This window comes from Promicromonospora umidemergens (assembly GCF_024171995.1).
Classification (GTDB): domain Bacteria; phylum Actinomycetota; class Actinomycetes; order Actinomycetales; family Cellulomonadaceae; genus Promicromonospora; species Promicromonospora umidemergens.
Genome location: NZ_JAMTCT010000002.1, coordinates 53,777 through 68,214, shown reverse-complemented (window position 1 = coordinate 68,214; position 14,438 = coordinate 53,777). Strand labels below are relative to the sequence as shown.

Sequence of the window (14,438 nt, the reverse complement as noted above, 5' to 3'; positions counted from 1 at the left end):
CGTCGTCGAGGACGACGCCGGGGCGCTGGTCAGGACCGCAGGGCCGCCTGCGCCTCGCGCGCGGCGGCGCGCGCCGCGCGCACCAGCGCGTCCGGGTCTGGTCCGGCGCCGAGCACCGCACGGGACGACGACGCGAGAACGTTCCGCCGGGCGTCGCCGAACGTCGCGGCGAGCTCCCGCTCCCCCGCGCCCTGGGCGCCCACACCAGGGGCGAGCAGCGGGCCGTTGACGGCCACCAGATCGGTTCCCGTGGCACGGACGGCGTCGCCGATCGTCGCGCCCACCACGAGCCCGACGGAGCCCATGGGCTCGGCTCCCGCGTTGAGCACCGCCGCGCGCGCGGCCATGAGCGCCGCGACGGTGCCGCCCACCGCGCGGTCCAGAGCACCCTCCGGGCCGCCGGTGCGCGCGTGCTGCACCTCGAGGCCCTCCTTGTTGGAGGTGAGGCACAGCACGAACAGCCCACGGCCCGTGGCCGCGGCGAGCTCGACCGCCGGCTGCAGGGAGCCGAACCCGAGGTAGGGCGAGACCGTGAGCGCGTCGCCCGCCAGCGGCGAGCCGTCCGCGAGGAACGCCTCGGCGTAGGCGCTCATCGTCGAGCCGATGTCGCCGCGCTTCGCGTCCACGATCGTCAGCGTTCCCGTGCTGCCGGAGCCCGCGGCTCGGGCCGCCGCGACGACCTCCTCCAGCACCGCGAGCCCGCGCGAGCCGTGCCGCTCGAAGAACGCCGACTGCGGCTTGAACGCCGCGACCTTGCCCCCGAGCGCGTCCACGACCCGGAGGGAGAACTCGCGCAGGCCGTCGACGTCGTCGGGCAGGCCCCACGCCTGCAGCAGCGAGGCGTGGGGGTCGATGCCGACGCACAGAGGACCGTTGGCGTCCATCGCGGCGGCGAGCCGCGCACCGAAGGGTGCGACGGGCCCTGCCTCGACGCCGCTCATGCGTTCGCCGGCGCCTTGGCCGCCGCCCGCCGAGCCACCGTCGCCGCCTGGTGCTCCTGGAGGCTCGCCACCTCGAACGGGCCGGCGAGCACCGCCTCGATGCCCTGCACGGCGGCGGCGAGCTGGTCCACGGTGGTCGCGATCGGCTTGTCGGCCGCCGTCGTGGCCGCCCGGATCTCGTAGCCGTCCGCGCGGGCGCCCTGGCCGGAGGGCGAGTTCACGACCAGGTCGATCTGCCCCTCGGTGATCAGCCCGACGACCGTGAGCTCGCCGTCCGGCCCGCGGCCCTCGGTGTGCTTGCGCACCACGGTGGCCTCGATGCCGTTGCGCCGCAGCACGGTGGCGGTGCCCTCGGTCGCCAGGACCTTGAACCCGAGCTCCACCAGGCGCTTGACCGGGAAGACGACGTGCCGCTTGTCGCTGTCGGCCACCGACACGAACACCGTGCCCGACGTCGGCAGCCCGCCGAACGCCGCCGCCTGCGACTTCGCGAACGCGTGGGGGAAGTCCTTGTCGAAGCCCATGACCTCGCCGGTGGAGCGCATCTCCGGGCCGAGCACCGAGTCGACGACCAGACCCTCACGGGTGCGGAAGCGCTTGAACGGCAGCACGGCCTCCTTGACCGCCAGCGGAGCGCCGAGGTCGAGGGTCGCGCCGTCGTGCTCGGGGAGCATCCCCTCGGCCCGCAGGTCGGCGATCGAGTCGCCCACCATCACGCGCGCCGCCGCCTTGGCGAGCGGCGTGCCCGTCGCCTTGGAGACGAACGGCACCGTGCGCGACGCGCGGGGGTTGGCCTCCAGGACGTACAGGACGTCGCTCACCAGCGCGTACTGGACGTTCAGCAGGCCACGCACCCCGACGCCGCGTGCGATGGCCTCGGTGGAGCGGCGGATGCGCGCGATCTCCGCCTCGCTCAGCGACACCGGCGGCAGCACGCACGCCGAGTCGCCCGAGTGGATGCCCGCCTCCTCGATGTGCTCCATGACGCCGCCGAGGAACATCTCCTCGCCGTCGAACAGGGCGTCGACGTCGATCTCCATGGCGTCGTCGAGGAACCGGTCGATGAGCAGCGGCGCCGCCAGCGTGCCGGACGCACCGGAGTCGGCGTGGGAGGCGGCTGCCGCCTCCAGGGCGCGCTCCACGTACCCGGTGAGCTGGTCCTCGCTGTAGACGATCTCCATGCCGCGACCGCCCAGCACGTACGACGGGCGCACGAGCACCGGGTAGCCGATGCGGTCGGCGATCTCGCGGGCCTGCGGGAGCGACCGAGCGGTGCCGAAGGCCGGCGCGGGCAGACCGGCGTCGAGCAGGACCTGCCCGAAGATGCCGCGGTCCTCCGCGGCGTCGATCGCCTCGGGGCTGGTGCCGAGGATCGGCAGCCCGGCCTCGGCCAGACGCCGCGCGAGACCCAGCGGCGTCTGCCCGCCGAGCTGCACGATGATGCCCTTGACGGGTCCGGCGGCGAGCTCGGCCTGGTAGACCTCCAGGACGTCCTCGAAGGTCAGCGGCTCGAAGTAGAGCCGGTCGGACGTGTCGTAGTCCGTCGAGACGGTCTCCGGGTTGCAGTTGACCATGACGGTCTCGTACTTGTCCTTCAGCGCCAGGGTGGCGTGCACGCACGAGTAGTCGAACTCGATGCCCTGCCCGATGCGGTTGGGCCCGGAGCCGAGGATGATCACGGCCTCGCGCTCGCGGGGCGCCACCTCGGTCTCGGAGTCGTAGCTCGAGTAGTGGTACGGGGTCCTGGCCTCGAACTCGGCCGCGCAGGTGTCCACGGTCTTGTAGACCGGGCGGACGCCGAGGGCGTGCCGGAGCTCGCGGACCGTGACCTCGCCGGAGGAGCCCATGCCGCGCAGCCGCGCGATCTGGGCGTCGGACAGGCCGTGCCGCTTGGCGTGGCGCAGCACGTCCTGCGTGACGGTCGGCGCCGCCGCGACCTCGGCTGCGACCTCGTTGGCGAGCTGGATCTGGTCCAGGAACCACGGGTCGATCTTGGTGGCGTCGAAGACCTGCTCGAGCGTGGCGTCGCCGGTCGCGACGGCGCGCAGCGCCTGCTGCACCTGGACGAGCCGCTGCTCGGTCGGCCGCTCGATCTCCTTCAGCAGCGTCGCCAGCTCCTCGCCGGCCGGGGCGGCGCCGTCCCAGTGGAACGTGACGCCACCCTTGTCGATCGAGCGCAGCGCCTTGCCGAGCGCCTCGGTGAAGTTGCGGCCGAGCGCCATCGCCTCGCCGACGGACTTCATGGTCGTGGTGAGGGTGTCGTCGGCGGCGGGGAACTTCTCGAACGCGAACCGCGGGACCTTCACGACCACGTAGTCGAGCGTCGGCTCGAAGCTCGCGGGGGTGACCTTGGTGATGTCGTTCGGGATCTCGTCGAGCGTGTAGCCGACGGCGAGCTTGGCGGCGATCTTCGCGATCGGGAAGCCGGTCGCCTTGGAGGCCAGCGCGGACGAGCGGGACACGCGGGGGTTCATCTCGATGACGATGACGCGCCCGTCGGCGGGGTCGATGGCGAACTGGATGTTGCAGCCACCGGTGTCGACGCCGACCTCGCGGATCACGGCGATGCCGATGTCGCGCAGGTTCTGGTACTCGCGGTCCGTCAGCGTCATCGCGGGGGCCACGGTGACCGAGTCGCCGGTGTGCACGCCGACGGGGTCCACGTTCTCGATGGAGCAGACGACCACGACGTTGTCGTCCTTGTCGCGCATCAGCTCCAGCTCGTACTCCTTCCACCCGAGGATGGACTCCTCGAGGAGCACCTCCGTGGTGGGCGAGTAGTGCAGGCCCTGGCCGACGATGCGGTGCAGGTCCGCCTCGTCGTAGGCGAGGCCGGAGCCGAGGCCGCCCATGGTGAACGACGGGCGCACGACCATCGGGTACCCGAGGACCTGGGCGGCCCTCAGAGCCTCGTCGATCGTGTGCACGATCTCGGAGCGGGCCGACTCGCCGCCACACTTGGCGACGACGTCCTTGAACTGCTGGCGGTCCTCGCCCTTCTGGATGGCGGGGATGTTCGCGCCGATGAGCTCGACGCCGTACTTCTCGAGCACCCCGGCCTCGTCGAGCGCGATGGCCGCGTTGAGCGCCGTCTGCCCGCCCAGGGTGGGCAGCAGGGCGTCGGGACGCTCCTTGGCGATGATCGTGGTGAGGACCTCTGTGGTGATGGGCTCCACGTAGGTGGCGTCCGCGAACTCGGGGTCGGTCATGATCGTGGCCGGGTTGGAGTTGACCAGGATGACCCGCAGGCCCTCCTCACGGAGCACCCGGCAGGCCTGCGTGCCGGAGTAGTCGAACTCGCAGGCCTGGCCGATGACGATCGGGCCGGACCCGATGACCAGGACCGAAGAGATGTCGGAACGGCGAGGCATCAGTGGTTCTCCTCGGTGGTGGTAGCTGTCTTGAGAGCGGGCGGCCACGCCGCCGGGTTCGTCAGGAGGCCGACGAACCGGTCGAACAGGTAGGCGGCGTCGTGCGGGCCGGCGGCGGCCTCTGGGTGGTACTGCACCGAGAAGGCAGGCAGGTCGAGGCACGTCAGGCCCTCGACGACGCGGTCGTTCAGCCCGATGTGGGAGACGACGACGCGGCCGTAGCGGCCGCCGTCGTGCGGGGCGGTGGAGCCTTCGTCGTCGAGCGGCGCGTCGACGGCGAAGCCGTGGTTGTGGGCGGTGACCTCCACCTTGGCGGTGGTGCGGTCGAGCACCGGCTGGTTGATGCCGCGGTGGCCGTAGCCGAGCTTGTAGGTGCCGTAGCCCAGCGCCCGGCCCAGGAGCTGGTTGCCGAAGCAGATGCCGAAGAACGGGATCTTGCGGTCCAGGACGGCGCGCAGCAGCTCGACCTCGTGGCCCGACGCGCTCGGGTCGCCGGGGCCGTTGGAGAAGAACACACCGGCGGGCGTGCCGTCGCTGGGCAGGGCAGCCTCGACGTCGGCGACGGTGGAGGACTGCGGCACGACGACGACGCGCACGCCGCGCTCGGCGAGGCGCACCGGTGTCATGGTCTTGATGCCGAGGTCGACGGCGACCACCGTGGCGACGGGGGCCTTGCCCTCGAACTCGCCCGTCGGCTCCACCGTGTAGGCCTCGGTCGTGGAGACCTCGCTGGCCAGGTCGGCGCCCGCCATCTGCGGGGAGGCCTGCACCTGCGCCACGAGCTCCTCGACGGGCCGCGGGTAGCCGCCGCGGACCAGGTCGTCGCCGGAGAAGATGCCTGCGCGCATCACGCCTTCCTCGCGCAGGCGACGGGTCAGGGCCCGGGTGTCGACGTCGGAGATGCCGACGATGCCCTGCTCGGCGAGCTCCTCGCCGAGCGAGTGCTGCGCACGCCAGCTCGACACGCGGCGCGCGGGGTCGCGGACCACGTAGCCGGAGACCCAGATCTGACCCGACTCCAGGTCCTCGTCGTTGACACCGGTGTTGCCGATGTGCGGGGCCGTCATGACGACGATCTGCCGGTGGTACGACGGGTCGGTCAGCGTCTCCTGGTAGCCGGTCATGCCGGTGGAGAACACGATCTCGCCGAACGTGGTGCCGGTGGCTCCGTACGCCCGGCCGCGGTACGTGGTGCCGTCCTCGAGTACCAGTGCTGCGGGTGTGGCTGCGGACGTAGCTGCGGGTGTCATCGGGATGGTCACCGGGCCTCCTGCTGGTGCGGGTCCTGCTGGTGCGGTTCCTGCTGGGGGTGCTGCTGTGACTGCGTGGGCTGCTGAGCGGCGAGCAGGTGTCGGACCGCGTCGACGAGCGCGCCGCGGTCCTCGGCGCGTCGGGTGCGCAGCCCGGTGTCGACGAGGGCCGCCGCGACGTCGTCGGCCGCTGGGACTGCCCAGGTGAGGACGACGAGGCCGTCGGCGCCGACGTACTTGCCCGCCATGCCCGGGGCGAGGCCCGCGCTGCGGATCGCGGTCACGGGCACCCACAGGTCCTCGGTGCCGTCGCGCTCGACCAGGACACCGCCGTCGTTCCCAGAGCCGTTCCCGTGCACGGTCACGAGCGCGTTCGACCGGTCGCCCAGGCCGTGCGCGCCGACGCGGGCGAGCCAGTCGCCGTGCAGCGTGGTGGACACGTAGACCGCCTCGAGGGGACCGAACTGCACAGGGCCCACCTGGTCCGCGCCGGGCGCCGCCGGCGGCCGGGGCACGAGGGCGGTGGTGCGCTGCGCGAGCCGACGTCGGCCGATGAGGGTCACGTACAGCACCAGGAAGATCGCGAGGGCGACCAGCAGGGCGACGGCGAGGATCTTCATCGGGTGGCTCCTTCGAGGCTCTTGGCGTCGATCGCTGTGCCGTCGACGACCGTGCCGTCGAGGACCGTCGCGCGGCCGCGCAGGAACGTGGCGACCACGCGGCCCGGCAGCTCCATGCCCGCGAACGGCGTGTTGTCGCTGGCCGTGACCTGGGTACGGCCCTCGATCGCGCGGGTGGCGGCCGGGTCGACCAGGGTCAGGTTCGCGGGCTCCCCGACGGCGACGGGGCGGCCCTGGCTCCCGGTGATCCGGCCGATGCGGGCCGGGTTCTCCGACAGCACGCGGGCGACGTCGGCCCAGGTCATGCGGCCGGTGTCGACCATGGTCTGCTGCACGACGGACAGCGCGGTCTCCAGGCCGGTCATGCCGAACGCGGCCGACGACCACTCGCAGTCCTTGTCCTCGACCGGGTGCGGGGCGTGGTCGGTGGCGACGATGTCGATGGTGCCGTCGGCAAGGCCCGCGCGGACCGCCTCGACGTCCTTGGCGGTACGCAGCGGCGGGTTGACCTTGAACACCGGGTCGTAGTCCCGGGCGAGGTCGTCGGTCAGCACCAGGTGGTGCGGCGTCACCTCGGCGGTCACGTCGATGCCGCGGCCCTTGGCCCAGCGGATGATCTCCACGGACCCGGCGGTGGACAGGTGGCACACGTGCAGGCGCGAGCCCACGTGCTCGGCGAGCAGCACGTCGCGGGCGATGATCGACTCCTCCGCGACCGCGGGCCAGCCCGTCAGGCCGATCTGCGCGGAGACGACGCCCTCGTTCATCTGCGCGCCCTCGGTCAGCCGCGGCTCCTGCGCGTGCTGGGCCACGACGCCGTCGAACGCCTTGACGTACTCCAGCGCGCGGCGCATCAGGACCGGGTCGTGCACGCACTTGCCGTCGTCGGAGAAGACGCGGACGCGGGCGGCGGAGTCGGCCATGGCGCCCAGCTCGGCGAGCTTCTCGCCACCCAGGCCCACGGTCACCGCGCCGACGGGGTGCACGTCGACCCAGCCGGCCTCCTGGCCCAGCCGGTACACCTGCTCGACAACACCCGCGGTGTCCTGCGTCGGCGTCGTGTTCGCCATGGCGTGCACGGCCGTGAACCCGCCCGCGGCGGCGGCCCGGGTGCCGGAGAACACCGTCTCGGCGTCCTCCCGGCCGGGCTCGCGCAGGTGCGTGTGCAGGTCGACCAGCCCGGGCAGGAGCACGTGCCCCTCCGCGCGGACCTCGCGGGCGCTCTCGGGCACCTCGACGGTGCCGGGAGCCCCGATCGCGGCGATCACTCCGTCCGCCAGGACGACGTCGACAGCGTCCGTGCCGTAGGGAAGCACCCCACGCAGCACGTAGGTCGTGGTTGAAGGGGCGCTCACAGAGTGTTCCTCTCGTCGGTGCTGGTCTTCTCGGTGCCGGTCTTCTCAGTGCCGGTCTCGTCAGTTCCGGCCAGCAGCAGGTACAGGGCGGCCATCCGGACGGCGACGCCGTTGGCCACCTGCTCCACGATCACGGAGCGGGGGTGGTCGGCGGCGGCGGCCGAGATCTCCAGACCGCGGTTCATCGGACCGGGGTGCATCACTATCGAATGGTCGGGCAGCACCGCGAGGCGACGGGCGTCGAACCCGAACTTACGGCTGTACTCCATCGGGCTCGGGAAGAACGAGCCCGAGCCGCCCGACATCCGCTCACGCTGCACCCGCAGCATCATGACCGCATCCGGCTGCCACTGCTCGAGCGTCTCGTCCAGGTGGTACGAGACCCGGCACGGCCACGTCTCAACGCCCACCGGGACCAGGGTCGGCGGCGCGACCAGCGTCACCTCGGCACCCAGGGTGCGCAGCAGGTACACGTTCGAGCGGGCGACGCGCGAGTGCAGCACGTCCCCCACGATCGCGATGCGGAGCCCGGACAGGTCGGCGCCCGCCGAGGTGTCGGTGCTCTGCCTGCTCCCGGGCACGCCCGTGCCGACGTTTCCCACCAGGTGCCGCCGGATCGTGAACGCGTCCAGCAGCGCCTGCGTGGGGTGCTGGTGCATGCCGTCGCCCGCGTTGAGCACACCGGCGTCGAGCCAGCCGGCGTGCGCCAGCTGGTGTGCGGCGCCCGAGGCCGAGTGGCGCACCACCACGGCGTCGGCGCCCATGGCGTGCAGGGTCAGCGCCGTGTCCTTCAGGGACTCGCCCTTTGACACGCTCGACCCCTTGGCCGAGAAGTTGATGACGTCCGCGGACAGCCGCTTGGCCGCCGTCTCGAACGAGATCCGGGTGCGCGTGGAGTCCTCGTAGAACAGGTTCACGACGGTGCGTCCGCGCAGCGTCGGCAGCTTCTTGTTCTCGCGGGACTGCGTGGCCGCCATCTGCGCGGACGTGTCCAGCAGCAGGATCGCGTCGTCCTTGGACAGGCCCTGGGTGGTCAGGAGGTGCTTCACGGCGCCACCCCGCTGATCACGACGGAGTCGGTTCCGCCGTCGACGTCGGCCAGCCGGACCCGCACACGCTCGCTGCGCGACGTGGGCAGGTTCTTGCCCACGTAGTCCGCGCGGATGGGAAGCTCGCGGTGCCCGCGGTCCACCAGGGCGGCGAGCTGCACCACACGGGGGCGGCCCAGGTCGTTCAGGGCGTCGAGCGCCGCACGGATGGTGCGGCCGGAGAACAGGACGTCGTCCACCAGGACCACGACCTTGTCGTCGATGGTGCCGTCCAGGCTGCCCGGCAGGACCGTCTGGCCGACGGCGCGCGTGGGCTGCCTGCGCAGGTCGTCGCGGTACATCGTGACGTCGAGCGTGCCGTACTCACCGTCGAAGGCGGGCTCGATCTGCGTGAGGCGCTCCGCCAGCCGGTGGGCGAGCTGCACGCCGCGCGTCGGGATGCCGAGCAGGAGGAGGTCGGCGGCGCCCTTGTTCCGCTCCACGATCTCGTGGGCGATGCGGGTCAGGGCCCGGGCGATGTCGGCCTCGCCGAGCACCGTCCGCTCGGCGGCGACGCCGGGGTCCGTGCTCGGGGCTGTGCTCGCCTGGCTCGGCAGGGCACTGGATTCGGGCATGCGGCTGCCAGGATTCATCTGGCGACCTCCTTCTCCGCCTCACGGGACGGGATTAAAGGGAGTCTGACAGCCACCACCTTAACCTGCTGGACACGCGCCGGATGCCGGTGCGAAGGCGGCCTTTCTCACACCCGCGCCGCCTCGCGCACCGGTCACGTGAGGGTTTCTGCTATCCGCGCTATGCGGGCCAGGCGGGTCTCCCACGCGTCTCCGATGCGCTCCAGCCGCCGGCCCAGCGCCGTCAGCGCGGCGCCCAGGGCGCGGTAGCGGCGCTCGCGGCCCACCGTCTGCGACTCGACCAGCCCGGCCGTCTCGAGCACCGCCAGGTGCTTGGCGATCGCCTGCCGGGTGACCGGCAGACGATCCGCCAGGGCCGACGCCGTCAGACCTGTCGCGCCGTCGTCCTGCGCCAGCGTCTCCAGCACCGTCCAGCGCGTCTCGTCGGCCAGCGCGGCGAACGCCGCGACGGGCGAGCCCGCCGAGGCGCCCGGGCTCACCACGCGCGCGACTCGACGTACTCGACCAGCTCGTCCAGCTCGGCGTCCCAGCCCCCCCGGTTGCCCTCCAGGGCCGCGCGCACGGCGTCGTCGGTGTCGCCGCTGAAACCGGTCTCGTGCACCGTGAGGTAGGTGCCGTCGCCGTCGGGCCGCAGGGTGAACTCGGCCTCGGTCATGCGCTCGGGCTCGTCGGCCGACTGACCCCAGCGATAGGCGAGCAGTCGACCCAGCTCGGCCCGGGTGACCTCGAAGACGGACCAGCCGTAGCCCTCGAAGTGCAGCCGGCCCTTGGTGCCGACGGCGAGCGGACCGCCGTCGTCGGTCTCGCACTCGTCCCCGAACCAGCCCGCGACGTGCTCGGGCTCGGAGAGTACGCGCCAGACCGCCTCCGGCAGGGCGGCGACCCGGACGGTGCGGGTGATGGATCGTGCGTCGAGGTCGACGGTAGCGCCGGGCTGTGTGGTGGTCATGGCTTCCTCCGATAGACAGTTCCGCAACCGATCGGTTGCAGGTTTATCATGCACCAGGGGTGGGCATATGCGCAACCTCTGGGTTGCACTTGATGGTGCCAGGCGGCGGCCGTCCCGGCACCGCCCGGCCGGCGTCAGTCCCGGAGCACTGCTGCCGCCAGCCCTGTGGCGACGGCCACCAGCGCGAGCACCATCCCCACCGTCCCGGGCCAGCCGGCCAGGGCGTAGCCGACGCCGCCGAGCCAGCCGAACACGCTCGACCCCGCGTAGTACGCCAGGTTGTAGACTGCGGCCGCCTGGGTCCGGGCCTGCGGCGCGGCGACCGGCGTCCAGCCGCTCGCCACCGCGTGCGCACCGAAGAACCCGGCGGTCAGCACCACCAGGCCCGCCAGGACGAGCGGCAGCCAGCCCGACAGCGTGGCCACCACCCCGAGCGCCATGACCCCGGTCGAGACGATCAGCACCCGGCGCCGCCCGTACCGGACCACGAGGCGCCCCGTCCGCGCCGACGACCACGTCCCGGCCAGGTACGCAAGGAACACGAGGCTCACCACGCCGGACGACAGCCCGAACGGCTCGTCGGTCAGGCGGAAGCCGAGGTAGTTGTAGACCGCGACGAAGCCGCCCATGAGCAGCAGGCCCTGTGCGTCGAGCACGAGCAGGCGCGGACTGAGCAAGGCCCGGAACCGGCCCGCCCGTCCCGCGGGTCCGGCTGCGTGCGCTGCGCCCGTACCCGGTTCGGAACCTGTTGCGGAATCGGGTCCGGCCGCTGCGCCAGGGGCCGCTGCGCCACGGCGACCCGGCCCGCCGTCCCGCCGCACGGGATCCCGTGGTGCCAGCCAGATGAACAACCCTGCGGCGAGCAGGCATGCGACAGCGACCGCCCCCACCCCAGCGCGCCAACCGAAGAGCTCTGCGACGCCGCCCGAGACCAGCCGACCCAGCAGGCCACCCATCGACGTGCCCGCCACGTACGTCCCGGCCGCGCGCGGCACCACGGACGCCGGCAGCATCTCGGTCAGGTAGGCCATGGCGACGGCGGGGACGCCCGCCACGAGCAGCCCTTCGACGGCCCGCCCGGCGACGATCAGGCCGAACGACGGAGCGAACGGGACCGCGAGCCCGACGACCGTCGCGCCGAGCATCGCCACGGTCATCGCCCGGACACGTCCGATACGGTCGGCCACCCACGCCCAGGGCAGCACACCCGCGGCGAGGCCAAGGGTCGCGGCGGAGACGAGCAGCGCCGTCGCCGAGGCCGACGTCGCGAGCTCGCGGGCGGCGTCGGGCAGGACGGACTGCGGCGCATAGAGCTGCGCGAACGCAGCGGTCCCGGCGCCGAACAGAGCCACGAGCAGACGTCGCTCGTCGAACCGTTCAGCGCCGGGACCGGTGCTCACGCGTACTGTCGGCCTAGGCCGCGCTCATGCCAGCAGGGTCGGCTTCAGGTCCTTGACCCGGCCGAGCAGGCCGTTCACGAAGGCCGGCGAGTCGTCCGTCGACAGGTCGCCGGCGAGGTCGACCGCCTCGTCCAGCGCGACGGCGTCGGGCACCTCGTCGTTGAAGAGGACCTCCCACGAGCCGATCCGCAACAGCGCGCGGTCGACCGCGGGCATGCGCTGGAGGGTCCAGCCCTGTGAGTACGTCTCCAGCACCTCGTCGATGCGGTCGCGGTTGGCGACCACACCCTCGACGATGTCGACCGTGTACTGCGGCACGGCCGCCTCGGTGTGCGGAACGGCCACGCGGTCGGCGAGGAGCTTCAACGGGTCGATACCCCGCTGCTCCGCCTCGAAGAGGATGTCGGCGGCGCGCTTACGCGCCTTGGTGCGTGCGCCCATGGTCTCTCTCTGCTACGAAAAGCCTGCTACGAAACCTGCTGGAGGGCTGCTGCGCGTCAGTCCGTGACGCGGCCGAGGTAGTCACCCGTGCGGGTGTCGACCTTGACCTTGACACCCTGCTCGAGGAACAGCGGGACCTGGATCTCCGCGCCCGTCTCGAGGGTCGCCGGCTTGGTGCCACCGGTGGAACGGTCGCCCTGGAGGCCCGGCTCCGTGTACGTGATCTGCAGGACGACGGACGTCGGGAGCTCGATGTAGAGCGGCGTGCCGTCGTTCGAGGCCAGCATGACGTTCATGCCCTCGAGCATGTAGTCCTTCGCGTCGCCGACGGTCGCCGAGGACACGTTCACCTGGTCGTACGTGTCGGTGTCCATGAAGACGAAGTCCTCACCGTCCATGTACAGGTACTGGAAGTCGCGGCGGTCGACGTTGGCCGTCTCGACCTTGATGCCCGCGTTGAACGTCTTGTCGACGACCTTGCCGGACAGCACGTTCTTCATCTTCGTTCGGACGAACGCTCCACCCTTGCCCGGCTTGACATGCTGGAATTCGATGACCGACCAGAGGTTGCCGTCGATCCGGAGCACGGTGCCGTTCTTGATGTCGTTGGAGGTAGCCACGTTCGTCTTCCTGTGTCGGTGAAGGTGTACCCAGGGCACGCCGACAGGGAGCCGGCGGCTGGGGTGATCAAGCGAAGGTGTCAAGCAGCAGCGGTCAAGTCTAACGGACGGCGGCGAGCACGCCGGCCTACCGGTCAGACCACCAGCGCATTGATCGCCACGAGCCCCAGGAGGCCCATCGCGACCGACCAGATGAGCGAGGCGAGCGTGCCCACGACGAATCGCTCCGACGCGATCGGCTGGTCGCGCAGCTCCGCGTAGCGGCCCAGGCCCTTGATCGCCACCACCACCGCTATCCCGTAGGGGTAGCCGGCGAGGAGGGCTCCGGTGATCGCCAGCCGTTCCAGCAGCCCGAGCCATGCGCCCCCGCGCAGGATCGCCATGGCGTGCGGGTTCATGGTGCCCGACGGCGGCTCGCCGCCGTCACCCGACTCTCCCGGCAGGGAGACCCCGCCGTCATCGCCCGACTCCAACGCCTGCGGGAGGATCGGCGGCTCGTAGCGCGCCCAGGGCAGGTCTCCCCCGCTGGCCCGGCGCAGCACCCAGGGCACCACCCACGATCCCACGACGACGCTCAGCAGCAGGGTGACCAGCCAGATCGCTACCGCCGCGACCCAGCGCCACCCGTCGATGTTCTCCAGCATTTCCCAGGTCACGGTGCGACGTTTCCCCTCAGCTCTTCGCGCGCTTCATCTTCTTGCGTTTGCCAGGTTCGGCAACAGGCCCGGTCACGGCATCCGGCTCGACGATCACAGAGCTGCTCAGCTCAGCGAGCAGCCGCACCACTATCGGACGTACCGCTTCTTCTTCGTGCCAGAGGGCCGCCCGCACCCGCTGGCTCACCGCCTGCTCGCTGACGTTCAGGGACCGGGCGACGATTCTCTGCCGCCCCGGCTTGTCCTGCAGCGAGGCGAGCGTATCGGCGACCTCCCACCCTTGGGGAGTCCGGCGCGCACGAATCGCGGCGAGAAGACGCAGCAGGGCCTCGGCCTCGGCGACCAGGTCCGGTTGTGCGGCGTCCTCTGCGGCGGGCCGGTCCGGCGCGATCCGGTCCTGCGCGATCCGGTCCGGTGCGTCCGGCGGCGGGCCCTCCACCGCTACGGACATGCCCTTGCTCCGGGTCTTGGCCCGCTCCACGGCGTCGCGGGCACGGTAGAACGCGAACCCGCGTGCCTCGCGCGACACGGCGGGCAGCGGGACGTCGACCTCACCGACGCCGATCCCGATGCTCCAGCCCTGGCCCCGCAGCAGGTAGAGAGCGAGGTCGACGGCGAGCTGCGCGCCCGCGCCCCCGGCCGCGAGGATTCCCTGGACCTCGTCGCCAACCGTGCGCTCGAACGGCACCACGAGCCCCTCGTGGCCGCGGGTCAGGCGCGCGAGCTCGGCGAGGATCTCGGGAACCCGGTCGGCCGCGTAGGTCGAGCCTCGCTGGTCGACGGTCATGACGATCATTAGTTAAGTCTAGAGGCTTTAGTGGACACATTCAACGCGTCAGGCTTTAGTACTTCTCCTCAAGCCCAGAGGCTTGAGTTCAACCCTTCAACTACCGTCCGATCACCGACAGCGCTAACCGGTAGGAGCTGAACCCAACGCCCGCGCCCATCGCGACGGTTGCCCGAGCGATCACGTCGTAAACCCTCTCACCTGTACCGTTGCGGATACGCAACAGTATCTGGATTCCAGCGGATCAGACCGAGACCCGGAGGCCCGTGCATCCTTCTCACCGGCTACGGCATCAAGCGCGGAGACGAGCGTCCACCGAACGTGACAAGGTCCGTGCGGAACCTGCGGCGAGGGAACCGGGCGAGGT

General features: G+C 71.6%; 14 protein-coding genes. All 14 read right to left on the bottom strand.

The genetic code is table 11. From position 1 onward, the window contains the following. Nucleotides 1–29 precede the first annotated feature (29 nt). Nucleotides 30–941 (bottom strand): orotidine-5'-phosphate decarboxylase, encoded by a 912-nt coding sequence (pyrF, locus tag APR04_RS03825; protein WP_253868076.1) that lies wholly within the window; start codon nucleotides 939–941, stop codon nucleotides 30–32. Next, nucleotides 938–4,312, bottom strand: a complete 3,375-nt coding sequence (carB, locus tag APR04_RS03820) for a carbamoyl-phosphate synthase large subunit (RefSeq protein WP_253868075.1) — start codon at nucleotides 4,310–4,312, stop codon at nucleotides 938–940. The genes pyrF and carB overlap by 4 nt, the downstream gene beginning before the upstream one ends. Continuing rightward, a complete protein-coding gene (carA, locus tag APR04_RS03815; protein WP_253868494.1) occupies nucleotides 4,312–5,562 on the bottom strand; it encodes a glutamine-hydrolyzing carbamoyl-phosphate synthase small subunit in 1,251 nt (416 codons plus the stop codon). Before carA ends, carB begins: the two co-directional genes overlap by 1 nt. Nucleotides 5,563–5,570: 8 nt before the next feature. Then, entirely contained in the window at nucleotides 5,571–6,182 is a 612-nt protein-coding gene (locus tag APR04_RS03810; RefSeq protein ID WP_253868074.1) for a PH-like domain-containing protein, read from the bottom strand. Continuing rightward, nucleotides 6,179–7,537 carry a dihydroorotase gene (locus tag APR04_RS03805; RefSeq protein WP_253868073.1) on the bottom strand — a complete coding sequence of 453 codons (1,359 nt, stop codon included), beginning with the start codon at nucleotides 7,535–7,537 and terminating at the stop codon, nucleotides 6,179–6,181. The genes APR04_RS03810 and APR04_RS03805 overlap by 4 nt, the downstream gene beginning before the upstream one ends. Then, nucleotides 7,534–8,586 carry an aspartate carbamoyltransferase catalytic subunit gene (locus APR04_RS03800; protein WP_253868072.1) on the bottom strand — a complete coding sequence of 351 codons (1,053 nt, stop codon included), beginning with the start codon at nucleotides 8,584–8,586 and terminating at the stop codon, nucleotides 7,534–7,536. The genes APR04_RS03805 and APR04_RS03800 overlap by 4 nt, the downstream gene beginning before the upstream one ends. Continuing rightward, nucleotides 8,583–9,200, bottom strand: a complete 618-nt coding sequence (pyrR, locus tag APR04_RS03795) for a bifunctional pyr operon transcriptional regulator/uracil phosphoribosyltransferase PyrR (protein WP_253868071.1) — start codon at nucleotides 9,198–9,200, stop codon at nucleotides 8,583–8,585. The genes APR04_RS03800 and pyrR overlap by 4 nt, the downstream gene beginning before the upstream one ends. 152 nt (nucleotides 9,201–9,352) lie before the next feature. After that, nucleotides 9,353–9,700, bottom strand: coding sequence for an ArsR/SmtB family transcription factor (locus tag APR04_RS03790; RefSeq protein ID WP_253868070.1), 348 nt, complete (start codon nucleotides 9,698–9,700; stop codon nucleotides 9,353–9,355). Further along, nucleotides 9,694–10,167, bottom strand: a complete 474-nt coding sequence (locus APR04_RS03785) for an SRPBCC domain-containing protein (protein WP_253868069.1) — start codon at nucleotides 10,165–10,167, stop codon at nucleotides 9,694–9,696. Before APR04_RS03785 ends, APR04_RS03790 begins: the two co-directional genes overlap by 7 nt. A gap of 134 nt (nucleotides 10,168–10,301) precedes the next feature. Beyond that, the gene (locus APR04_RS03780; RefSeq protein ID WP_253868068.1) at nucleotides 10,302–11,567 is read right to left on the bottom strand and encodes an MFS transporter; all 1,266 of its coding nucleotides are present in this window, start codon (nucleotides 11,565–11,567) and stop codon (nucleotides 10,302–10,304) included. Between the two features lie 24 nt (nucleotides 11,568–11,591). Beyond that, nucleotides 11,592–12,008, bottom strand: coding sequence for a transcription antitermination factor NusB (gene nusB, locus APR04_RS03775; RefSeq protein ID WP_253868067.1), 417 nt, complete (start codon nucleotides 12,006–12,008; stop codon nucleotides 11,592–11,594). A gap of 56 nt (nucleotides 12,009–12,064) precedes the next feature. Continuing rightward, the gene (efp, locus tag APR04_RS03770; protein ID WP_253868066.1) at nucleotides 12,065–12,628 is read right to left on the bottom strand and encodes an elongation factor P; all 564 of its coding nucleotides are present in this window, start codon (nucleotides 12,626–12,628) and stop codon (nucleotides 12,065–12,067) included. A gap of 134 nt (nucleotides 12,629–12,762) precedes the next feature. Then, nucleotides 12,763–13,284: a hypothetical protein gene (locus tag APR04_RS03765; RefSeq protein WP_308292320.1), complete on the bottom strand. Its 522-nt coding sequence runs from the start codon at nucleotides 13,282–13,284 to the stop codon at nucleotides 12,763–12,765. Between the two features lie 16 nt (nucleotides 13,285–13,300). After that, a complete protein-coding gene (locus APR04_RS03760) occupies nucleotides 13,301–14,080 on the bottom strand; it encodes a hypothetical protein (RefSeq protein WP_253868065.1) in 780 nt (259 codons plus the stop codon). Nucleotides 14,081–14,438: the final 358 nt, after the last annotated feature.